Genomic DNA, 21,613 nt, shown 5'->3' on the forward strand with positions numbered 1-21,613 from the left:
GAATAATTCCGTAATTTTGCGCTTCAAAACACAACATAATTTTAATGAATACAAACGCTTTCGCACTTCGTCATATTGGTCCTAGAGAAGACGACCAAAAAGAGATGCTAAAAACCCTTGGTGTTGACTCTTTAGAACAACTAATCTACGAAACCATTCCTGATGATATTCGCTTAAAAAAAGAATTGAATCTAGATGAACCAATGACTGAATATGATTACAATATTCATATTCACGAATTATCAAAAAAGAATAAGGTTTATAAAACATACATAGGTTTAGGATACCACCCAACTATTTTACCTGCAGTTATTCAGCGTAATATTTTAGAAAATCCAGGTTGGTATACAGCTTACACACCTTACCAAGCCGAAATTGCTCAAGGTCGTCTAGAGGCTTTATTAAATTTCCAAACTATGGTTACTGACCTTACAGGTATGGAAATAGCAAATGCATCTTTACTTGACGAAAGTACTGCTGCTGCTGAAGCTATGAGTTTGTTATTTGCAGTAAGAGAACGCGACCAAAAGAAACAAGGTGTTAACAAGTTTTTTGTTTCTGAAAATATTTTACCGCAAACACTATCATTACTAGAAACAAGATCCACTCCTATTGGTGTAGAAATTGTAGTAGGCAATGAAGATGAGTTTGATTTTTCTTCGGAATTTTTTGGAGCTATCCTTCAATATCCAGGAAAAAATGGAGAGGTTACTGACATAAAATCTTTCATTTCAAAAGCCAACGAAAATCAAATTAAAGTAGCTGTAGCTGCTGATATTTTAAGTTTAGTTAAACTGGAAGCTCCTGGACAATTTGGAGCTGATGTTGTTGTAGGTACTACCCAACGTTTTGGAATCCCAATGGGTTATGGTGGACCACACGCAGCATTTTTTGCAACTAAAGAAGCCTATAAACGTGATATTCCTGGTCGTATTATTGGTGTAACAAAAGACACTAATGGCAACAGAGCTTTACGTATGGCGTTACAAACACGTGAGCAACACATTAAGCGTGACAAGGCAACATCAAACATTTGTACTGCTCAAGTATTATTAGCTGTTATGGCAGGAATGTACGCAGTATATCATGGTCCTAAAGGGCTTAAATTTATTGCTAACAAAGTTCATAATTCAGCTTCAACACTAGAAAAGGCATTAAAAAAATTAGGTTATAAGCAAGCTAATACTTCTTACTTTGATACGCTTCAAATAAAAACTGATGCTAAAAAACTTAGAAAGATTGCTAAAGAGAAAAAAGTAAATTTCTTCTATCCTGATGATAACACAGTAACTATTGCGTTAAACGAAACAACATCGGTAAGAGATTTAAATTATATTATTGCTGTTTTTGCAAAAGCGGCTAAAAAAGAGGCTTTCGAAATTTCTTCAATTACTGAAGATGTTAATATTGCTGAAGATTTACAAAGACAGTCAGACTTTTTAACGTTAGATGTTTTTAACACTTATCACTCAGAAACCGAGTTGATGCGTTATATAAAATCTTTAGAGCGTAAAGATTTATCATTAAACCACTCGATGATTTCTTTAGGTTCTTGTACCATGAAACTTAATGCAGCTGCTGAAATGTTGCCTTTAAGTATTTTTAAATGGGCAAACATTCATCCTTTTGTTCCTAAAAAACAAGCTGAAGGTTATCTTACGGTTTTAAAAGAACTAGAAGATCAACTTACTGAAATCACTGGTTTTGCAGCCACTTCCTTACAACCAAACTCTGGTGCTCAAGGTGAGTTTGCTGGACTTATGGTTATAAAAGCATATCACGAATCTCGTGGAGATCATCATAGAAATATTTGTTTAATTCCGTCGTCTGCACATGGTACCAATCCTGCAAGTGCAGTAATGGCAGGAATGAAAGTTGTAGTTACTAAGTCTACTGACGAAGGTAATATTGACGTTGATGATTTACGTGAAAAAGCCGAATTACACAAAGACAATTTGTCTTGTTTAATGGTCACTTACCCTTCAACACATGGTGTTTACGAATCTGCCATAAAAGAAATTACTAAAATCATCCATGATAATGGCGGACAAGTTTATATGGATGGAGCAAACATGAACGCTCAAGTAGGGTTAACAAACCCTGGAAATATTGGTGCAGATGTATGTCACCTTAACCTTCATAAAACGTTTGCTATTCCTCATGGTGGTGGAGGTCCTGGAGTTGGACCAATTTGTGTTGCTAAACAACTTGTACCTTTCTTACCAGGAAATCCAATAGTAAAAACTGGTGGTAAAAAAGCTATTACAGCTATTTCAGCTGCACCTTTTGGTTCTGCGTTAGCATGCTTAATCTCTTATGGATATATTAAAATGCTTGGTGCAGAAGGTTTAACTCAAGCTACCAAAATTGCTATTTTGAATGCCAATTATATCAAACACCGTTTACAAGGAAGTTTTGACACACTGTATTCTGGGGAACGTGGTAGAGCAGCTCATGAAATGATTGTAGATTGTAGAGCATTTAAAGCCAACGGAATTGAAGTAGTTGATATTGCAAAACGCTTAATGGATTATGGGTTCCATGCACCAACAGTATCTTTTCCTGTGGCAGGAACAATGATGATTGAACCTACTGAAAGTGAAAGCAAAGCTGAAATGGACCGCTTTTGTGACGCTATGATTTCTATTAGAAAAGAAATTAGCGAAGTCTCTAAAGAAGACGACAATAATGTCTTAAAAAATGCACCTCACACTTTAGAGTTAGTTACCTCAGACGAGTGGTTACTACCTTACTCTAGAGAGAAAGCTGCTTTTCCTTTGGACTATGTAAAAGACAATAAATTTTGGCCTTCTGTAAGACGTGTTGACGATGCTTATGGAGACCGTAATTTAATATGTACTTGCGCTCCAATTGAAGAATATATGGATGCATAATACGATGTTGAACATCGTAAAATAATCAGATAATAAAGACGCCTTTAATTTACAGCTAGTATATTTGTTATATTAGTAAAAATTAAAGGCTTTTTTCTTTTATGAATATAAAAATTACAGGTACTGGAAGCTATATTCCTGATACCATTGAAAAAAATGAAAACTTTCACCAACACCAGTTTTTAAACACTGATGGCTCAGAAATTAATCATCCTAACGAAGTTATTGTTGATAAATTTAAAGCCATAACTGGTATTGCTGAACGTAGATATGCAAAACACCATTTAACAGCATCTGACCTTGGGTTCTTTGCTGCCGAAAAAGCTATTGCTAACGCAAACATAGACCCTGAAACTCTAGATTATATCATAGTATCACACAATTTTGGTGATGTTAAACACAACACCATTCAAAGTGACATTTTACCATGTTTAGCAGCAAGAATAAAACACAGCTTGCGTATTAAAAACCCAAAATGCGTTGCCTATGACATTCTTTTTGGTTGTCCTGGTTGGGTAGAAGGTGTTATACAAGCTAATGCATTTATTAAGGCTGGTATTGCAAAACGTTGCTTAGTTATAGGAGCTGAAACTTTATCGAGAGTGGTTGATAAGCACGATAGAGACTCTATGATTTACAGTGATGGAGCTGGCGCAACAATTATAGAAGCTACTAATGATGAAGGCGGAATTTTAGCACACGAAAGTGCTAGTTTTACTTATGATGAAGCTTACTATTTATTCTTCGGAAACTCAAACAATCAAGACCTTTGTAGAGACACACGTTACATTAAAATGGATGGTCGTAAAATTTACGAATTTGCTTTAAGCAATGTTCCAAGTGCAATGAAAGCCTGCTTAGATAAAAGCGGAATTGACATTAAAGAGGTGAAAAAAATATTCATCCATCAAGCTAATGAAAAAATGGACGAAGCCATATTAAAACGCTTTTACAGACTCTATAAAACCGATATTCCTGAAGGCATTATGCCTATGAACATTCAAAAATTAGGTAATAGTTCTGTTGCAACTGTACCTACACTTTTTGACTTGGTAAAGAACAATAAATTAGAAAATCATAGTCTTACAAAAGGAGATATTATTATGTTTGCAAGTGTTGGTGCAGGAATGCACATTAACGCTATTGTTTACAAATATTAATACAACGCACTAAGCACATATTTAAAATGAACTTTAGAGTGTTATAATCTTTGTAAGTTTTTTAAATTATTGTTTCATCAAATGAGATTCCCACTTTCGTGGGAAATATTATGTACGAAGGAAAATTTCCACACAAGAGATATAAAATAACTTTAGAGTTCTTAAAAAAGCATATTAAAACACCTGCATCTGTTTTGGATTTAGGTGTAGAAAACCCATTTACAGAAATTATGAAAGCAAATGGGTTTTCTGTTGAAAACACTTCTGGTATTGATTTAGACGAAGACACTTCTGAAATTGAAAACGCCAATACTGATGTGGTAACTGCTTTTGAAATTTTTGAACATTTGCTTTCACCTTACACTGTTTTAAAGTCTATAAAATCAGATAAATTAGTAGCTAGCATTCCTTTAAAATTATGGTTTGCTTCTGCTTACAGAAGTAAAACCGATATGCGAGATCGTCATTACCATGAGTTTGAAGATTGGCAGTTTGATTGGTTATTAGAAAAAACAGGTTGGAAAATTATAGACTCTAAAAAATGGACCAATCCAACAAAAAAGATAGGTATTAGACCCATATTACGTTGGTTTACTCCAAGATATTACATTGTTTATGCTGAAAGAGTTTAACTTTGAATACTTAATATTTCAAATTTTTGAACTTTTATATCGTCATACCAGCTTATAATGAAGAAGATTGCATTGCGCAAACTTTAGAGTCGTTAGTAAATCAATCAGTTTTACCTAAAAAAGTGGTTGTAGTTAACGATAACTCTACAGACAAGACTGAAGCTATAGTCTCTTCCTTTTGCTCAAAACACTCCTGGATAACCCTTGTAAATTACAAATCTTCTAACACTCATCTTCCGGGTTCAAAAGTAATAAACGCCTTTTACCAAGGCTACAACACGCTAGACGATAACTACGATGTAATTTGTAAGTTTGATGCAGATATTATTCTTCCTACCAATTATTTAGAGTGTATAAAAATGGTTTTTGAAAGTAATAAATCTGTTGGAATTGCTGGAGGTTTAGCCTATATAAAAAAAGACCATGAATGGGTTTATGAAAACATTGCCAACAAAACGCATGTTCGAGGACCATTTAAAGCTTACCGAAAAGCTTGCTTTAAAGCTATTGGTGGCTTAAAACCATCCATTGGTTGGGACACTGTAGATACTTTACTCGCTAAATACCATAATTGGAAAGTGGTGGTAGACGAGTCGCTTTGTGTAAAGCATTTAAAACCTACAGGAAATAGTTACAATAAAGCCTCTAAATACTTACAAGGTGAAGCCATGTATAAAATGCGTTATGGTTTTGTAATTACATTAATTTCGGCATTAAAACTATCTTATAAAAAAAGAAGTTTTGCTCTATTTAAAAATTACTTAGTAGGCTATTTTAAAGCAAAAAAAGCACGCAAAGCGTTCTTAGTTTCTAAAGATGAAGGGAAATTTATTCGACAACTTCGTTGGAAAGGAATAATAGGCAAACTCAAACAATAAACTTAGAAAAAGTAGGCATTACAACAATACAAAAGACAATTTTTAATCAAAACTCCACGCTTTGTAACTACTTGAAGCCTCTAACCTATTTTCAATAGCATCATCTAGTTCTGGAAAAAAATCAATTCCTGTTAACGCTTCTAAAGAATCTACCGAAACCACAAACTCATACAATGGTTTATTAGAGTTTTCATGAGGCATCAAAAACGCTATCATTTTTGTATTACCAGTATTATTATCAATAAGTACTTTGTAAAACTGATTAGGAACTGCTACGCGCTCTTCTCCTATAGTTTTTAAATTACCTTTTAGCACACCTCCAGAAACCACATATACACCATCATACTTACTAGCCCAATAACGCACTTTTTGCTCTAAAGTATTCCAAATACCAGAATTAAACGCATGTTCTTGCGGACTAATATTACTGGTTAAAAATGTTTCATCATGAGCATACTTACTGTATTTTCTATCTCCTGCAGGACATAAATGCCCTCGATCATACCCTGACTTTTTATAATTGCGCCAATGTGCTGCTCCAGTTTTTACAGCTTTATCAATTTCAAAATATGGTCGTTTAAAATTAGTGTTTGATAAATGCGATTTTTTCAACTCATAAGCCACCCATTCAGCTTGCTCGTGAGGTTCACTGTAAGACAGCGAGTAACCTTCATGATGTACTATTTGTCCTGTTGTGCTTGTTGGCAAAAAGTATTCGTTAGTATCCGTTTTTACAGTTTCTCCTTCAGATACTATTTCGGCTACTTCTTGTTCTTTTAAAAAGTGTTCGTAGCCATAAATACCTATGACAATAAGTACAACAATAATGGTATATAATCGTCTTTTATTCAAACTAATCTAAAACAAATCCTAAAGGTTGTCCTATTGCACCATTTGGGAAACTAATACCTAAAAAGGCAGAAATTGTAGGTGCAATATCTGGTATTACGGTTTTTTGAAATGTTTCTCCATGCTTAATTCCTTTTCCGAAGAATAATAAAGGCACATGTGTATCATAATTTAACCCACTACCATGAGTTGAACCCGTTTTACTGTAAGAAATATGCGCTGGATTTGGCACTATCAAAATATCTCCAGAACGTCTTTGATTATACCCTTTTTGAAGTAATTGCTCTACTCCTGAGTCAAACGACATTGTACTCATTGTTTTAGCCGAATACACTTTATATACGTTTTCATAAGTAATCAACTCATCAACGATAGCTTCTTGTACATCATCTAAGTCTAAATCTAGAGTCTTTATTTTCTCTCTATTTAAAAATATTTGGTCGTTGCTTACATTTTCAACTAAATCAGACGCTCCAAACGTAGCAGTCATAAACTCATTAAAATCAGCTTTAGTTTTTGAGTTATTTAAATACCCAGCAGGAATTTTAACCGATTGCAAATAGGATGGTACATCAACAGCACCATGATCTGCTGTTAAAAACACAGTATATTCTCCTTTTCCAACTGTAGCATCTAAATGATTAAATAATCGCTCTAAGTCTTTATCTAGTCTAAGGTATGTATCTTGAACTTCTTTAGAATTCACGCCAAAATTGTGCCCAACATAATCAGTACTTGAGTAGCTTAAAGCCAAAACATCAGTGATATTATCTTTACCCAATTGCTCTCCATCAATTGCAGCTAAAGCAAAATCTGTAGTAAGGTCGTTTCCATAAGCAGTTGCTTTAAGAATATCAAAACCTCCATTAGAGTCTTTTAAAGCAGCCAAATCATAAGGAAAAGTTGCTGTTTCCTTACCTTTAAATCCTCCTTCAAAATTGTTTAAATCGCTACCGCTTTCAACATAAGTATTGATATCGTATAAGGTATTCCAAACTTTAAAATAAGATTGCGCAACATTTGATTTATTAAAATCCTTAACCCATTGCGGAAGATCGTTCATGTAAAAAGTACTCGATATCCATTTTCCTTCATTTTTACCATGAAACCAATATGCTGCATTAGCAGTATGTCCTGCAGGTAAAATTGCTCCTCTATCTTTCATTGAAATACCAATGGTCTTTCCTCGCATTTGAGTAAACAATCTATTTTCATCAGCAAAACTGGTAGTTAACATGCGCTGTGGTGACATTTTTCCAGAAGAACTTGTTGTCCCTACTGATTCCACCGTGTCATCTCCTGCACAGTACACCATTTGTTTAGCATCTTTATCATACCAATCATTAGCAATTATACCATGATATTTTGGTGTAGTTCCTGTATAAACCGATGCATGTCCTGGTCCTGTTTTTGTTGGAATGTAATTGAAATGGTTGTTCTTGCAGTTAAATCCTTCGTTTATCATTCGTTTAAATCCACCTTCTCCAAAACGATTATAAAAACGTGTTAAGTAATCATATCTCATTTGGTCAACTACAATACCTACAACCAATTTTGGTCTTGAAGTTAAATCATGTTCATACTGAGTTTCTATCTCTGTAATTTCATGTTGGGCTTTACATGATAGAGTAATTGCTAATAATACTAATAGTGTTAAATGTCTTTTCATTGTTGTGATTTGTAAACGAAGCCCAAAAATACAGATTTTAAAACATCATAATTTAAAATTAAGGTTAAATACCTGTAAGTTTTTTTTACTTTAGCAGTAACAAATTATACTATGACGTACCTTCATAATATTGGTAAATATTTTTTGATGATTGCTGAAATGTTCCGCAAGCCTACGAAGTGGAGCGTAATGAAGCAGTTGATATTAAAAGACATTGACGATTTAGTTATTGGCTCTTTAGGCATTGTTGCATTTATAGCCTTTTTTGTTGGAGGCGTTGTTGCAATACAAACGTCATTAAACATCAACAACCCTTTAATACCAAAATACCTTGTTGGTTTTGCTACTCGACAATCGATAGTGCTAGAATTTGCTCCAACGTTTATCTCTATTATTATGGCTGGTAAAGTGGGTTCTTTTATTACCTCAAGCATTGGAACTATGCGTGTAACCGAGCAAATTGATGCTCTAGAAGTTATGGGAATTAACTCGTTAAACTATCTTGTTTTCCCTAAATTCATTTCGCTTATGCTTTATCCTTTTGTGATTTCCATTGCAATGTTTTTAGGCGTCCTTGGTGGTATGGCTGCATGTGTGTATGGTGGTTATGGTACATTGGAAGATTACGTTATAGGTATTCAAACAGATTTTATTCCTTTCCATATTACATATGCATTTATAAAGACTATAGTTTTTGCTTTTATTTTAGCAACCATACCTTCATTTTATGGATATTACATGAAAGGTGGCGCTCTTGAAGTAGGTAAAGCTAGTACAACCTCGTTTGTTTGGACTAGTGTTGTAATTATTCTCTTAAACTTTTTACTAACCAGTTTGTTATTAGGCTAATGATAGAAGTTAAAAATTTACATAAATCGTTTGGAGAAGCTCATATTTTAAAAGGAATTACAACCTCTTTTGAAAAAGGCAAAACCAATCTTATTATTGGGCAAAGTGGTTCTGGTAAAACAGTTTTTTTAAAATGTTTGTTGGGTTTATTTGATTATGAAGAAGGCTCTATTGCTTACGAAGGAAAAATATTTAGCAAGCTAAGTCCTGATGAAAAACGAAATTTAAGAGCCGAAATAGGCATGGTATTTCAAGGGAGTGCACTTTTTGATTCTATGACGATTGCCGAAAATGTAATGTTTCCATTACGTATGTTTACTAAACAAAGTAAAAGTGAAATGCAAGATCGTGTAGATTTTGTGCTTAAGCGTGTTAATCTTGACGATGCTCACAATAAAATGCCAAGTGAAGCTAGTGGTGGAATGCAAAAGCGTGTTGCCATTGCTCGTGCTATTGTAAACAATCCTAAATATTTATTTTGCGACGAACCTAACTCTGGTTTAGATCCTAAAACTGCAATTGTTATTGACAACTTAATACAGGAAATTACTGACGAGTACAACATTACTACTGTAATCAATTCTCACGACATGAACTCAGTGATGGAAATAGGTGAAAAAATTGTGTTTCTTAAAAACGGACTAAAAGAATGGGAAGGCTCTAAAGACACTATTTTTAAAACTGACAACGAAGCAGTAACAAACTTTGTATATTCTTCTGAATTATTTAAAAAAGTACGAAGAATGTACTTAGAAGAGAATAGCTAAAAAAACTATTCTCTCTTTACACTTATTTTTTCAGTTTTAAGAGTTTGCTTTAACCAAGCTAGTAACTCACCTTCTTTTACTAAAGCAATACTATCACTAACGTTGGTTTTCCATTTAATATTAGCAATTGTTACTGTATCTACTTTTATAAAGTCTTTAGACTCTAGTCTTTTTGAATATCCAAAATAGTCTAAATCAGAAAACTTAATTTTAGCATCTTTAGCTAAACTAGAAAATGCAATCGCATTTGAAGTGTTATTAGTTTCTAACTGACCATTTAACCCAGAAATGGTTTGTTGTAATTCTCTTATCTCCTGTTCTAGACCAGAAATAATCATGTCTTTTCTATCTAGTTCATTAATAGCTCTATCGTAAGCATCAGATAATTTATCAAAGCTTCTGTTTTTGTTTCCAAAGAACTCAAGTGTAAAATCACTAATATTATTGTATTGTTTTAACTCGTTTCTTAAGTCAGTTTCAGTAGCTTCAGAAATTTCACCATTAAAGTAAAGTGTTATTTTTTTATCAGTATAATGAGGTATTCCTTTTTGATACCAAAGGTCGTTATTAGATTTCACCTCATTTTCAATAAAACTCTCATAATCTCCTTTTAACCTTGTCTCTGTAATAAAATCTATAAAACTTAATGTTGGCCAAATCATTACTACTATAGCAATTAACGACGCTAACTGAGCAATACGTTTTCTCTTTTTAGAGTTTGCATATCTAAGCATAGGAAAGCGCAACACTTTTAACACTATAAAAGTGGCAAGAGCAATAAATATAGTATTGATGGTAAACAGGTTCATTGCTCCTAAGAAAAATTCCCAGTTATGTGCTAGTCCATAACCTGCTGTACATAAAGGAGGCATTAAAGCTGTTGCAATAGCAACACCAAAAATAACTGATGCTATTGTGCCTTTTTTAGTCCTAGCTATAATTAAAGCTGCTCCACCAAAAAAAGCGATTAACACATCTCTAATATCTGGTTTGGTACGTCCAAAAATCTCATTGGTTTGTATATCAGCAGTTGGAAAGAATTTAAAAAACAAAAAGGCTGTGAGTAAACTTAACACAATCATTATCGCTAAGTTTATCAATGATTTCTTAAGTGTATCAATATCGTTGAGCGCAATAGACATACCAATACCTAAAATAGGGCCCATTAATGGAGAAATTAACATGGCTCCAATAACAACTGCAGGAGAATCAGCATTTAGTCCTACTGAAGCTACCATTATTGAGCACACCAAAATCCAAGCCGTTGCGCCTTTAAAAGGAATATCGGCTTTTATAGCAGCAATAGTTGCATCTCTATCTGTATCATCTCTAAAGTCTAGAAGCTCACTTAAAAAGTTAGATATACTAGCAAAAAGACCTTTTGCATCTTTTCTAACAGCTTCTTTTTTCTCTTCTACAGCTTTGTCTTTATCTTTTTGTATTTGCTCGTCTTCAGAGAAGTTAAATTTACTTTCGTTGCTCATATCTTTAAAATTCCAACCTTGTAATAATTTGATCTAAAATAATTACTTTATGAACAATTAACCATAGGTCTCTCCAAATTTTTCTTTCACATTTTGAAGTACCTTTTTGATGTCTTGTTCTTTTGCTTTAGGGAAGATAAGCAAAACTTCGTCTTTATCAACAATTATGTAATCTTTTAAACCGTCAACAACTACAATTTTATCTTTTTTACTTCTAATCATATTTCCTGTAGCATCTTCAGTCAAAGTTTTAGCATTCACAACTGCATTATTATCAGAATCTTTATCTAGTTTATCATAAAGACTTCCCCAAGTACCAAGGTCGTTCCAATCAAAAGTAGCTGGTAGCACAAACACATTTTCGCTTTTTTCCATTATGGCATAATCCACTGAAATATTCTCTGCCTTGGCATAATTTTCTTGAATAAAACCATCTTCCAAATCGGTATTATAAGCCTCAATTCCTGCTTCAAATAAACTATACAATTCTGGTTGATTGCTTTTAAAGGCTTTAATCACACTTTTTGCACTCCACATAAAAATACCTGCATTCCATAGGAAATTTCCTTGTGCTATGAATGATTTGGCAGTTTCATAATCTGGTTTTTCTCTAAACTGATTTACTGGTTTTATATCTTGATTAGACGATTTATCAAACTCTATATAACCATATCCTGTATTTGGAAAAGTAGGTTGAATTCCTAAAGTCATTAAGGCATCGTTTTGCTCACAAAACTCAAAGGTTTGCTTTACATTTTGTGTAAATGCGTTTTCGTCTTCTATCCAATGGTCACTTGGTGCAACAATCATTACTGCATCAGAATTTTCCTTTTGAATTTTTAAAGATGCATATAAAATACAAGGTGCTGTATTTCGCATTGCAGGTTCTAAAACTACTTGACGTTTTGTAACATCTGGCAACTGCTGAAACACCAAATCGTTGTAACGCTCATTGGTAAGAATAAAAATATTTTCTTTTGGAATAAGCTCAGACAATCTATTAAATGTTTTTTGTATAAGCGTATCACCTGTACCTAACATATCATGAAATTGCTTTGGATACTCTTGAGTACTTACAGGCCAAAATCTGGAACCAACTCCACCTGCCATTAATATTGCATAATAATTCTTATTCATTGTTATTAGTTTAGTAATTCTACTTCTGCGTTTGGATTAAAGAGATATACTTTTCCTGATTTTACCTCAACACACTCAAAACGTTTTCTGCGCTTTTCTCCTTTTAAAAACATCCTGCCATTGTAAAGCTTAAATGTTTTACCCAAAGGTACTTCAAAAACAAATGTTTTATCATTAGGTTCGTCAAATTGCTTTAATGCTAAGGCTAATGGTGCATCTGTATCGCTAGATGCTTTTGGGTTTTTAAAGTGTTTTGCTAATAGAGGTAAAAGCTCATTTGGGAAAACGTTAGGATTTAAAAACGGTAACATCAATTGCTGAAAGGTGTGCTTCCACTCTACTCCATGAGGTTTTATAAAGCGTCCAAATTCTTTGTATGCCTCAAAATGTGCTATTTCATGAATAAGTGTAATTAAAAACCTAAACTTATTTAAGTTAGAGTTTACAGTAATTTGATGTGTTCCATTTGGTAAACGTTTATAATCTCCATGTCTGGTTTTACGTTCATTTTTCACCTTTACGGTTAAATGGTCATGGTCTAAAAGCTCTAAAACTTTTGGGATTGCACTTTCTGGAATATAATTTTGAAGTGTGTTTTGCATCGCAACAAAAATAAAGGATTTGTATTTAGTTTTTAAAAAAAATAAAGACATAAATTCGTCATTATCTGATAAAACCATTAATTTTCTTATTTCTATTTAAAAGCTGCTTTTACATGAAAAAACAATTGACAAAGAACGACAGCGATCAACTACTTAAAATTCTCAAACTACGTTTTGAAAAAAATATGCACAGACACAATAGTATTGAATGGGACAGTGTACAAAAACGACTTGAAGAAAACCCCGAAAAACTATGGTCTATACAGCAAATGGAACAAACAGGAGGCGAACCTGATGTTGTAGATTTTGACTCTAAAACAAATGAATATTTGTTTTTTGATTGCTCAACTGAAAGCCCTAATGGACGTAGAAGCTATTGCTACGACTTTGAAGCTCAAGAATCTCGCAAGAAATTTAAACCCGAAAACAATGCCATTGATGTAGCCAAAGCAATGGGAATTGAATTATTAACCGAAACACAATATAGAGCTTTACAAGAGTTAGGAAATTTTGACACCAAAACATCTAGTTGGATACAAACTCCTGAAAACATAAGAAAACTTGGAGGTGCTCTTTTTGCTGATTTTCGTTATGATACTGTTTTTGTTTATCACAATGGAGCACAATCTTATTATGCAGTAAGAGGATTTCGTGGTTGTTTAAAAGTGTAGAAAAGTCCTCTAGGTATTTTCTAGAGGACTTACCTTTTTATTTTTTTATTCTTTTTTTAATTACAAAGAATAATAAACTACCTAAAATAATAAACGGCCAAATATGAATGATTCCTAACACAATGGTTTCTATAAAATTCCAACCAAAAACCAAGCCTTCTTTAGTTTTGCTCCAAAATGATTTTTTATAACTCGTTGGCTCTTCTTTGTAATCAACCGTTTCATATAAATCTATTTGTATGGTACTGTAAGCTACTTTGTTGGTTAAGTATTTAAGTCGTCCTTGTTCGCTTTCAATCTCTTCTTGTATCACACGAAGCTTTTCTTCGGTTGCTAAAATTTCTTCAACTGTTTTGGCTTTTTGTCGTAATATGGTTTCATACCTCTGTTTTACTTCTAGTTTGGTTTTTAATCTGGTTTCAATATCAATGTACTCTTCGGTAACATCTTGTGTGGTAATGTTCTCATACTCTATAAATTCAACAATTGCACTTATGGAGTCCATCATAGCATCAAAATGCTGCTGAGGCACTTTTACAGTAAACCTGTTTTCGATTCTGTATAAATCGTTTTGAAATCTTAAGTCGGAAATATAAGCGTCAAAGTTTAAAGCAATTTGCTTTATTTTCTTCGTTGCAACCTTTACATGCTTTACCTTATATCTGGCATTTGCCGACTTAATAATTTTTAGGTTGTTGGGAATTGCACTTGTTGATGGTTCGGTTTTTGAAGTTACTGCCTCATACTCTTCTGACACAGCAGTATCTGCTACTGATACATTTTCTTTATAACTTTCATTTTGACATGCTGAAAGCAGCATAACAAATAAACTTATAGTTATAATTTTAAATACTGATTTTAATGGATTTGCGTTCATAATTTTATATTTTTAAAATTTACATAGCAAACCTATAGCGCAATACCATTTATATATTGTAAAGCTCTAGAAAAGCTTTTGTAAACTATTTTACAATTAAAAACAACACTGAAAAACAGCAGCATACACTATTTGAATCCTGAACATTCATATCATTTTAATCTTTTAAAACAGACTGTTGCAACTACTTTTTTGCAGCATTATAGTGCACCTAATGCTATTGAAGAATGGAAAGGAGAAGACATTGTTGCCTTTCAAGAAGATTTATTTAGCAAGGTAAAAGCAAAGGTTAGCGAAAAATGGTTTTATACCTATTTTAAAAACGAACCTGAAAAACTACCTCGAATTGACATGCTTAATCTCTTAAGTCAGTATGTTGGTTTTAACAATTGGCATGCTTTTAAAGAAGCGCATGTATTTTCAGGTTCAACAAAAAAGAAAAACAAAAAGCCGATATATTGGCTTACAGCACTACCTATAATTATGCTTATTTTTTATAGTAAGAGTTTGAAAAATGAATTTCACTTTTGTTTTGTTGATGAGATTAAAAATGAAGCCATCACAAAAATACCTTTGGATATTAAAGTTCTACAAAACGGAGAATCTCCTTTACATTTTAAAACCGATAGTCTTGGGTGTTTTGAATTTACCACAAAAGAAAAAATCATCACTTTTGTTGTACAATCTCCATATCATAAAACAGATACCATTGTAAGGTCAATTGACTCAAACAAAAACCAAACTGTCAAATTAGCTCCTGATGATTATGCGTTAATGCTCCACTACTATACCAATGGCAATATTAAAGATTGGACTACTCATAAAACACAGCTTAATAATTTAATAGCTGACAATGCAAAAATTTACCAATTGTTTGCAAACAATATTGGTGTGGAGCTTTATACCAAGGACAAGTTTATAAGAACATTAACCATACCTACTAGTAGTTTAAAATCTATTGAAATTCTAGACAAGCGACTGGTTAATGGTAAAATTGTAATGCTTAAATTTATTGTAAAATGAAAAAGATATTAATAGGCTTTTGGGTATTACTTTTTGTTTCATGCGCTAATGAAACAAAAACTTTTAATGAGAACAATGTCGCTGCTGAATCAGTAATTGATGATCTTGATAATTATTTGAGCACTCAAGAAGACTTTGAATATCAAACTGTGGCTTCTCAAAAACTTCAAGAGCTTTATGATTTGTCTTTACTATTAAAACATCATCCTGAATTTGAAGTGGACATCACTAAACAAATTGAAAACCTTTCTAACAACGCTGTTAGCTTACCCAACACTACAAGACAAGTACATATTGAAAACGTAACTAAAGTGAATACCGAAACACTTTCTGATTCTGTTTCTAAACTACACCTTGCTTTTGATATTATTACTGATAGAGGCTCACAAAAAGACTCAATAACTGCAATTATACGTTCAGAAAAAATAACTATTGACAACGCTGAGCTAATGACTACAAAAGTAAAGTTCGAAAAAAACAATTAGATTAATTCCAATAGTTTTTCCATTGAATTAAAGGTCGTAGTTGCTTCTGCTTCTAATTCGTTATTGTAATCATGAGCAGTAAATCCAAAAACATCAAAACCACCTGCTTTAGCAGCTTGTATTCCTGTTAAGCTATCTTCAATCACTACGCAGTCTTCAGGTTTAAAACCCATAGTTTTTGCAGCCCAAATAAACACATCTGGTTCTGGCTTCCACTTTTCGATAGTGTAACAACTAAAGATGTTGTCTTCAAAGTAAGGCAGCAAACCAGTAAGTTCTAGGTTAAGGCGTATTTTTTCAGTTGGTCCACTTGAAGCTACACAAAAAGGAATAGACAATGACTTAATCACCTCTTTCACACCTTCTACAGATTGAATTTGTTCTTTAAACGCATTGTAACTTCGTCTTCTATATTCTGCTATAAAATCTTGAGATAGTGGTTGATTTACTAACTCTTGAATTTTATCTCTACAAGTATATATTGAACCTCCTTTAAAATGCTTAAACGCATAATCTAAATCTATATCAGCTCCATAACTATTAGCCATATCAACCAACACCTGATTACCAATTGGCTCGCTATCGACTAACACACCATCACAGTCAAAAATAATACACTTGTATTTAGACATCACTAAGGAGTAGAATTAGATACTTGCAATGCTTTTCCGTTATAATATTTATTTCCGTTAAGCGAAAAGTCTGCAATATACTCAGCCATTTGCAATGCTGTAGTTGGAGCCTCATAACCTGGAAAAGCTTCGGCAAGCATTTCGGTTTGTACTGCTCCTAAAGCTAACACGTTGAATTGCGGACCAGAATTTTTGTATTCTTCAGCCAACAATTCGGTTAATGTAATAACTGCTCCTTTGCTAGAACTATAAGCAGCTAGTCCTGGAAATTTCATACTTCCTTGAATCCCTCCCATAGAGCTTATGGTTACAACATGTCCATCGCTTTTCATAAATGGTAGAACCACTCTAGTCATTTCAGCTACACCAAAAACATTAGTTTTATAAACATGCTCAAAATCACCCATTGTAGTTTCTGAAAAAGGCTTGTTAAGCAATGCTCCAGCGTTGTTGATTAGAATATCAACATGGTTCCATTCATTTTTTATGAATTGTTCTACTTTTTGATAATCATCATCATTACATAAATCAAAAGAAAAGGATGTAATATTATCAAAATGAAGGTTATTTACTGGTTGTGCATTTCTTGATAGTGCCAACACATTGTGTCCTTGATTAGCAAAAAGATGAACCAGCTCAAAACCAATACCTCTACTAGTTCCTGTAATAATAATATTTTTACTCTGCTTCATGCATTACAATCTCTTTAGTTGGCGTATTACTCATAGTTTCAATAACAGGAATTGTAGAGTTGATAAGATTTGCCATAAAATTAAAGTCCATAAGTTCAATTTCATCATCAACATGATGATAAAAATCAAAATTAGTTAAATCACAGCTTGACAATGTTTGACAAGGTGCCTTAAACTGATTGTAAAACGGGTAATTATCTGAACGCATAAAAAGTCTGTACTTTTTAGAAACTTCAGAAAAACCTATCAGTTTACTTCCTGCGTAAGCATTCATTTTCTCAGCCATATTGGACAACTCATAGCCTGTTAAAAACGCTTGATAATCTCTATCCTTAAAAGGCACACCTATCATTTCAAGATTAACCATTGTATATACATTTAAGCTATCACTCTTTAAACGTTGAGCAAGATGCTTTGAACCTAAAAGGCCTCTTTCTTCAGCAGTAAAAAGTGCAAATAAAATGCTACGCTTATTGTTTTTTCTAGTTGCAAAATATTTAGCCATTGCCACTACACCAGCTGTTCCAGTAGCATTGTCATTAGCTCCATTAGCAATTGAGTCATTTTCAACAGGTTTTCCATAACCTATGTGATCATAATGAGCACCTATAACAATATATTCATTTTTTAACGTTTCATCCACACCTTCAATAACTCCAACCACATTAAAAGCATCTAAACTATCAAGCTTAAAATTATCCCTAAAAGTTTCAAAATAAGGTTTTACGCCATAGCTTTCAAATTGTTTTTCAATATATGTTGCTGCATCATCTATACCTTGCGTACCAGTATCTCGACCTAATAGTTCATCTGAAGATAAATAAGTCACAGCTTCTTTTAACTCATCACTTGTAATAGTAATTTTAGGTCCTACTTCTACTTTAGGTTCATTTTTACAGCTAAACGCTAAAACAACAATGATAAGTGCTAATAGTTTTTTCATAATTTTTGATTGATTGTATTAAAGCTTAAAGATAAAAAAATCCTGATTGGAAAAAATCAAATCAGGATTATATTATAATGTATGTTCTGCTTATGCAGAAGTTTCTATACTAACATTGTAACTGGGTTTTCAATATATCCTTTTAATGTTTGAAGGAATTGTGCTCCAGTTGCTCCATCTACAGTTCTATGGTCACAAGCTAAACATAACTTCATGGTATGTCCTACTACTATTTGACCATTTTTAACTACAGGTTTTTCAACAATATTTCCTACAGAAAGAATTGCAGAGTTAGGCTGGTTGATGATAGATGTAAAACTATCAATACCAAACATTCCTAAATTAGATACAGTAAACGTACTACCTTCCATTTCTTGAGGCGTTAGTTTCTTGTTTCTAGCTTTACCTGCAAGTTCTTTAACCTCAGCACCTATTTGCGGTAATGATTGCTCATTAGCAAAACGCACTACAGGAACTACCAATCCGTCAGGAACTGCAACTGCTACACCAATATGCACATGATGATTTAAACGCATTTTATCTGCAAACCACTGTGAGTTTACTTGCGGATGTTGTTTTAACGCTAAAGCACATGCTTTAACAATCATATCATTGTATGATATTTTAGTATCTGGAATAGAGTTAAACTGCGCACGGAAAGCTATAGCATTTTCCATATCAAACTCTACATTTAAGTAATAATGAGGTGCTGTAAATTTAGATTCTGCTAAACGTTTTGCAATCACTTTACGCATTTGCGAATTGTTTACTTCTTCAAAATCTTCTTGACCTGTTGGTACAAATTTACCTACTGCAGCCGCAGATGTTCCTGGTGTGAAGTTTTCTATATCGCGTTTTATAATACGACCATTCTCACCTGAACCTGTTACTTGAGATAAGTTGATACCTTTTTCATCAGCCATTTTTTTAGCTAATGGCGATACAAATACTCTATCTGAAGATGATGTTGATGCTGGAGCAGAAACTTTAGGCGTTTCTTTTTTAGGAGCTTCAGCTTTTGGCTCTGGTTTAGAGGCTGCTTTTGGTGCTTCCTCTTTTGGAGCTTCTGCTTTTTCTCCTGATGATGCTTTGAAATTCTTTGCAATATTTTCAACATCAGTTCCTTTAGGACCTAAAATAGCTAAAAGTGCATCTACTTTTGCAGATTCTCCTTCTAGTAATCCTACGTGTAATAATGTACCTGATTGAAAAGACTCAAACTCCATAGTAGCTTTATCTGTTTCAATTTCGGCTAAAATATCACCTTCTTCAACCTCATCGCCAACTTTTTTCAACCATGTTGCAACAGTTCCTTCTTCCATAGTATCACTTAAACGTGGCATTGTTACCACTGTAACACCTTCAGGAATATCTACAGTTTCTGTTGCTGGCTCGTTAGTTGCTTCTTCTTTTTCTTCTTTTGGTGCCTCTTCTTCTTTTGAATCTTGAGTAGCACTTCCATTTAATAAACCAGAAATATCTTCTCCTTCTTCTCCTATAATAGCTAAAAGCTCATCTACTTTTGTAGTTTCACCTTCTTGAACACCTATATGTAATAGTGTACCTTCATAGAAAGACTCAAACTCCATAGTTGCTTTGTCTGTTTCTATTTCGGCTAGGATATCTCCTTCTTCTACTTTATCACCAACTTTTTTCAACCAAGTTGCGACAGTACCTTCTTCCATAGTGTCGCTCAAACGAGGCATGTTTATTACTTCTGCCATATCTTATTATAGTTTGTGTTGTATAAATGGATAATCTTGTTGCTCGTAAACCGCATCGTACATAACATTCTTTTCTGGGAATGGAGATTCTTCAGCAAATTTTTCGCATTCGCTTACTAAATCTTTTACGCGCTTGTCAATAACTTTTATATCAGCTTCAGTTGCATATTTGTTTTCCAAGATAATGTCTTTTACTTGTGTAATAGGGTCTATTTTCTTGTACTCTTCAACTTCTTCTTTTGTTCTGTAGTGTTGTGCATCAGACATTGAGTGTCCTCTGTAACGGTATGTTTTTAATTCTAAAAATGTTGGTCCGTCACCACGTCTAGCTCTTTGAATTGCTTCATCAAAGGCTTCAGCAACTTTTACAGGATTCATACCATCTACAGGTCCGCAAGGCATTTCATACCCTAAACCTAGTTTCCAGATATCTGTATGGTTTGCAGTACGCTCTACAGATGTTCCCATAGCATAACCGTTGTTTTCACAAACAAATACTACTGGTAATTTCCATAACATTGCCAAGTTGAACGTTTCGTGAAGTGAACCTTGTCTTGCAGCACCATCACCAAAGCAACAAAGCGTTACAGCATCGCTACCATGATATTTATCACCAAATGCAATACCAGCTCCTAGAGGAATTTGACCACCTACAATACCATGACCACCATAAAAACGGTGTTCTTTAGAAAAAATATGCATAGAACCACCAAGACCTTGAGAAGTACCTGTTGCTTTACCATATAATTCTGCCATAACACGTTTTGGGTCTACACCCATACCAATTGGTTGTACGTGGTTACGATATGCAGTTATCATTTTATCTTTAGTCAAATCCATAGCATGTAGCGCTCCTGCTAACACAGCTTCTTGACCATTGTACAAGTGAAGAAATCCTCTTACTTTTTGTTGGATATAAACTGCAGCTAGTTTGTCTTCAAACTTTCTCCAGAATAACATGTCTTCATACCATTTAAGGTAAACTTCTTTTGTTACTTTTTGCATTTAACTTAATTTATAAAAGAAAAACAATGCGTGTCCTAATAAAATTGACACAAGCGAATAACAAAAGTAACACTTTACATATTAATGAAAAAACAGTAATTCGTAAATTTTTACCGAAAACGTTATAGAAATGATTTATCAAAAACTAAAGGCAGAAGATTTGCCAATGAATTTGACTTTACAACCTTTCCTGTCTCTCCCATAAAATAGATTTCAATAGGTGAGTCTTGTTTTACTTCATACTCAGCTATTGCCTGTCTACACGCACCACAAGGCGGAATTGGAGACATTGTTTGTTTTATTGTAGAACCTGCTATTATTGCCATTTGAACAATTTTAGCTTTGGGATATTTTGCGCCTGCATAATAAATGGCTGTTCGCTCTGCACAAAGCCCAGAAGGATAAGATGCGTTTTCTTGGTTACTGCCTGTAACAACTTCTCCATTATCTAGAAGTAAAGCAGCACCAACATTGAACTTTGAATAAGGAGCGTAAGCATTTTGTCGTGCTTCCATAGCTTTTTCCATTAAGCTTATCACATCTTTGGAAAGCTCTTCTATATTATCGTAAACCGTCAAAACGGATTCTATCTTTACTTCTTTCACTTTTATATTTTACTTAATAAAGGTATAAAACTATT

21 protein-coding genes are annotated in these 21,613 nt (G+C 33.5%); 9 read left to right on the forward strand and 12 right to left on the reverse strand.

Translation table 11 applies throughout. The features are described 5' to 3' along the window. Window positions 1–44: 44 nt before the first annotated feature. The 4 genes from gcvP (at window position 45) to ACQ0RB_RS13765 (ending at window position 5,564) form a co-directional block, all read left to right on the forward strand. Window positions 45–2,894: an aminomethyl-transferring glycine dehydrogenase gene (gene gcvP, locus ACQ0RB_RS13750; protein WP_430499146.1), complete on the forward strand. Its 2,850-nt coding sequence runs from the start codon at window positions 45–47 to the stop codon at window positions 2,892–2,894. A 101-nt stretch (window positions 2,895–2,995) separates the two neighbouring features. Further along, complete coding sequence (locus tag ACQ0RB_RS13755) at window positions 2,996–4,054, forward strand: 3-oxoacyl-ACP synthase III family protein (RefSeq protein ID WP_129761474.1); 1,059 nt, start codon at window positions 2,996–2,998, stop codon at window positions 4,052–4,054. A gap of 110 nt (window positions 4,055–4,164) precedes the next feature. Beyond that, window positions 4,165–4,686 (forward strand): methyltransferase domain-containing protein, encoded by a 522-nt coding sequence (locus ACQ0RB_RS13760; protein ID WP_131508077.1) that lies wholly within the window; start codon window positions 4,165–4,167, stop codon window positions 4,684–4,686. A 26-nt stretch (window positions 4,687–4,712) separates the two neighbouring features. Further along, the gene (locus ACQ0RB_RS13765) at window positions 4,713–5,564 is read left to right on the forward strand and encodes a glycosyltransferase (protein ID WP_430499149.1); all 852 of its coding nucleotides are present in this window, start codon (window positions 4,713–4,715) and stop codon (window positions 5,562–5,564) included. 42 nt (window positions 5,565–5,606) lie between these two features. On the opposite strand, the gene ACQ0RB_RS13770 is transcribed toward ACQ0RB_RS13765, so the two are convergent. Together ACQ0RB_RS13770 and pafA are read right to left on the reverse strand one after the other, a co-directional pair. After that, the gene (locus ACQ0RB_RS13770) at window positions 5,607–6,416 is read right to left on the reverse strand and encodes a DNA/RNA non-specific endonuclease (protein WP_430499151.1); all 810 of its coding nucleotides are present in this window, start codon (window positions 6,414–6,416) and stop codon (window positions 5,607–5,609) included. 1 nt (window position 6,417) lies between these two features. Continuing rightward, on the reverse strand, window positions 6,418–8,082 hold the full coding sequence (gene pafA / locus ACQ0RB_RS13775) for an alkaline phosphatase PafA (RefSeq protein WP_430499153.1): 1,665 nt from the start codon (window positions 8,080–8,082) through the stop codon (window positions 6,418–6,420). A 111-nt stretch (window positions 8,083–8,193) separates the two neighbouring features. Between pafA and ACQ0RB_RS13780 the strand changes: the two genes are divergently transcribed. Both ACQ0RB_RS13780 and ACQ0RB_RS13785 read left to right on the forward strand, forming a co-directional pair. Continuing rightward, complete coding sequence (locus ACQ0RB_RS13780; protein WP_129761479.1) at window positions 8,194–8,931, forward strand: MlaE family ABC transporter permease; 738 nt, start codon at window positions 8,194–8,196, stop codon at window positions 8,929–8,931. After that, window positions 8,931–9,698: an ABC transporter ATP-binding protein gene (locus tag ACQ0RB_RS13785; protein WP_131508069.1), complete on the forward strand. Its 768-nt coding sequence runs from the start codon at window positions 8,931–8,933 to the stop codon at window positions 9,696–9,698. The genes ACQ0RB_RS13780 and ACQ0RB_RS13785 overlap by 1 nt, the downstream gene beginning before the upstream one ends. A gap of 5 nt (window positions 9,699–9,703) precedes the next feature. Here ACQ0RB_RS13785 and ACQ0RB_RS13790 read toward each other — a convergent pair whose 3' ends face one another. Genes ACQ0RB_RS13790 through ACQ0RB_RS13800 form a run of 3 tightly spaced genes read right to left on the reverse strand, consistent with a single transcriptional unit; the run spans window position 9,704 to window position 12,921 of the window. Continuing rightward, window positions 9,704–11,182 carry a DUF389 domain-containing protein gene (locus ACQ0RB_RS13790; RefSeq protein ID WP_335977027.1) on the reverse strand — a complete coding sequence of 493 codons (1,479 nt, stop codon included), beginning with the start codon at window positions 11,180–11,182 and terminating at the stop codon, window positions 9,704–9,706. A 57-nt stretch (window positions 11,183–11,239) separates the two neighbouring features. After that, a complete protein-coding gene (locus tag ACQ0RB_RS13795; RefSeq protein WP_430499156.1) occupies window positions 11,240–12,319 on the reverse strand; it encodes a mannose-1-phosphate guanylyltransferase in 1,080 nt (359 codons plus the stop codon). A 5-nt stretch (window positions 12,320–12,324) separates the two neighbouring features. Then, window positions 12,325–12,921: a SprT-like domain-containing protein gene (locus ACQ0RB_RS13800; RefSeq protein ID WP_430499194.1), complete on the reverse strand. Its 597-nt coding sequence runs from the start codon at window positions 12,919–12,921 to the stop codon at window positions 12,325–12,327. Window positions 12,922–13,034: 113 nt separating this feature from the next. On the opposite strand from ACQ0RB_RS13800, the gene ACQ0RB_RS13805 reads away from it, so the two are divergent. Then, entirely contained in the window at window positions 13,035–13,592 is a 558-nt protein-coding gene (locus tag ACQ0RB_RS13805) for a DUF4256 domain-containing protein (RefSeq protein WP_430499158.1), read from the forward strand. A gap of 37 nt (window positions 13,593–13,629) precedes the next feature. Here ACQ0RB_RS13805 and ACQ0RB_RS13810 read toward each other — a convergent pair whose 3' ends face one another. Beyond that, window positions 13,630–14,469 (reverse strand): DUF4349 domain-containing protein, encoded by an 840-nt coding sequence (locus ACQ0RB_RS13810; RefSeq protein ID WP_129761484.1) that lies wholly within the window; start codon window positions 14,467–14,469, stop codon window positions 13,630–13,632. 132 nt (window positions 14,470–14,601) lie between these two features. On the opposite strand from ACQ0RB_RS13810, the gene ACQ0RB_RS13815 reads away from it, so the two are divergent. Further along, window positions 14,602–15,492 (forward strand): hypothetical protein, encoded by an 891-nt coding sequence (locus tag ACQ0RB_RS13815; protein WP_430499160.1) that lies wholly within the window; start codon window positions 14,602–14,604, stop codon window positions 15,490–15,492. Continuing rightward, a complete protein-coding gene (locus tag ACQ0RB_RS13820) occupies window positions 15,489–15,977 on the forward strand; it encodes a hypothetical protein (RefSeq protein WP_430499162.1) in 489 nt (162 codons plus the stop codon). Before ACQ0RB_RS13815 ends, ACQ0RB_RS13820 begins: the two co-directional genes overlap by 4 nt. Here ACQ0RB_RS13820 and ACQ0RB_RS13825 read toward each other — a convergent pair. From ACQ0RB_RS13825 to cdd, 6 genes are all read right to left on the reverse strand, one after another. Continuing rightward, window positions 15,974–16,609, reverse strand: coding sequence for an HAD family hydrolase (locus ACQ0RB_RS13825; RefSeq protein ID WP_430499164.1), 636 nt, complete (start codon window positions 16,607–16,609; stop codon window positions 15,974–15,976). The genes ACQ0RB_RS13820 and ACQ0RB_RS13825 overlap by 4 nt on opposite strands. A gap of 2 nt (window positions 16,610–16,611) precedes the next feature. Continuing rightward, window positions 16,612–17,301, reverse strand: a complete 690-nt coding sequence (locus tag ACQ0RB_RS13830) for an SDR family NAD(P)-dependent oxidoreductase (RefSeq protein ID WP_262733221.1) — start codon at window positions 17,299–17,301, stop codon at window positions 16,612–16,614. Continuing rightward, window positions 17,288–18,244 (reverse strand): M28 family metallopeptidase, encoded by a 957-nt coding sequence (locus ACQ0RB_RS13835; protein ID WP_430499166.1) that lies wholly within the window; start codon window positions 18,242–18,244, stop codon window positions 17,288–17,290. The genes ACQ0RB_RS13830 and ACQ0RB_RS13835 overlap by 14 nt, the downstream gene beginning before the upstream one ends. Before the next feature lie 104 nt (window positions 18,245–18,348). Then, window positions 18,349–19,968: a pyruvate dehydrogenase complex dihydrolipoamide acetyltransferase gene (locus tag ACQ0RB_RS13840; protein WP_430499168.1), complete on the reverse strand. Its 1,620-nt coding sequence runs from the start codon at window positions 19,966–19,968 to the stop codon at window positions 18,349–18,351. A gap of 6 nt (window positions 19,969–19,974) precedes the next feature. Next, window positions 19,975–20,973, reverse strand: a complete 999-nt coding sequence (pdhA, locus tag ACQ0RB_RS13845; RefSeq protein ID WP_430499170.1) for a pyruvate dehydrogenase (acetyl-transferring) E1 component subunit alpha — start codon at window positions 20,971–20,973, stop codon at window positions 19,975–19,977. A 122-nt stretch (window positions 20,974–21,095) separates the two neighbouring features. Then, on the reverse strand, window positions 21,096–21,578 hold the full coding sequence (gene cdd, locus ACQ0RB_RS13850) for a cytidine deaminase (RefSeq protein ID WP_430499172.1): 483 nt from the start codon (window positions 21,576–21,578) through the stop codon (window positions 21,096–21,098). Between the last annotated feature and the right edge of the window lie 35 nt (window positions 21,579–21,613).

Source organism: Gaetbulibacter sp. PBL-D1 (assembly GCF_050509525.1).
GTDB classification, from domain to species: Bacteria; Bacteroidota; Bacteroidia; order Flavobacteriales; family Flavobacteriaceae; genus Gaetbulibacter_B; species Gaetbulibacter_B jejuensis.

Bases quoted from the DNA above. Each gene is read 5' to 3' on its own strand.
- gcvP (WP_430499146.1), top strand. From the start codon at position 45: ATGAATACAAACGCTTTCGCACTTCGTCATATTGGTCCTAGAGAAGAC.
- ACQ0RB_RS13755 (WP_129761474.1), top strand. From the start codon at position 2,996: ATGAATATAAAAATTACAGGTACTGGAAGCTATATTCCTGATACCATT.
- ACQ0RB_RS13760 (WP_131508077.1), top strand. From the start codon at position 4,165: ATGTACGAAGGAAAATTTCCACACAAGAGATATAAAATAACTTTAGAG.
- pafA (WP_430499153.1), bottom strand. From the start codon at position 8,082: ATGAAAAGACATTTAACACTATTAGTATTATTAGCAATTACTCTATCA.
- ACQ0RB_RS13780 (WP_129761479.1), top strand. From the start codon at position 8,194: ATGACGTACCTTCATAATATTGGTAAATATTTTTTGATGATTGCTGAA.
- ACQ0RB_RS13785 (WP_131508069.1), top strand. From the start codon at position 8,931: ATGATAGAAGTTAAAAATTTACATAAATCGTTTGGAGAAGCTCATATT.
- ACQ0RB_RS13790 (WP_335977027.1), bottom strand. From the start codon at position 11,182: ATGAGCAACGAAAGTAAATTTAACTTCTCTGAAGACGAGCAAATACAA.
- ACQ0RB_RS13795 (WP_430499156.1), bottom strand. From the start codon at position 12,319: ATGAATAAGAATTATTATGCAATATTAATGGCAGGTGGAGTTGGTTCC.
- ACQ0RB_RS13800 (WP_430499194.1), bottom strand. From the start codon at position 12,921: ATGCAAAACACACTTCAAAATTATATTCCAGAAAGTGCAATCCCAAAA.
- ACQ0RB_RS13805 (WP_430499158.1), top strand. From the start codon at position 13,035: ATGAAAAAACAATTGACAAAGAACGACAGCGATCAACTACTTAAAATT.
- ACQ0RB_RS13810 (WP_129761484.1), bottom strand. From the start codon at position 14,469: ATGAACGCAAATCCATTAAAATCAGTATTTAAAATTATAACTATAAGT.
- ACQ0RB_RS13820 (WP_430499162.1), top strand. From the start codon at position 15,489: ATGAAAAAGATATTAATAGGCTTTTGGGTATTACTTTTTGTTTCATGC.
- ACQ0RB_RS13825 (WP_430499164.1), bottom strand. From the start codon at position 16,609: ATGTCTAAATACAAGTGTATTATTTTTGACTGTGATGGTGTGTTAGTC.
- ACQ0RB_RS13830 (WP_262733221.1), bottom strand. From the start codon at position 17,301: ATGAAGCAGAGTAAAAATATTATTATTACAGGAACTAGTAGAGGTATT.
- ACQ0RB_RS13835 (WP_430499166.1), bottom strand. From the start codon at position 18,244: ATGAAAAAACTATTAGCACTTATCATTGTTGTTTTAGCGTTTAGCTGT.
- ACQ0RB_RS13840 (WP_430499168.1), bottom strand. From the start codon at position 19,968: ATGGCAGAAGTAATAAACATGCCTCGTTTGAGCGACACTATGGAAGAA.
- pdhA (WP_430499170.1), bottom strand. From the start codon at position 20,973: ATGCAAAAAGTAACAAAAGAAGTTTACCTTAAATGGTATGAAGACATG.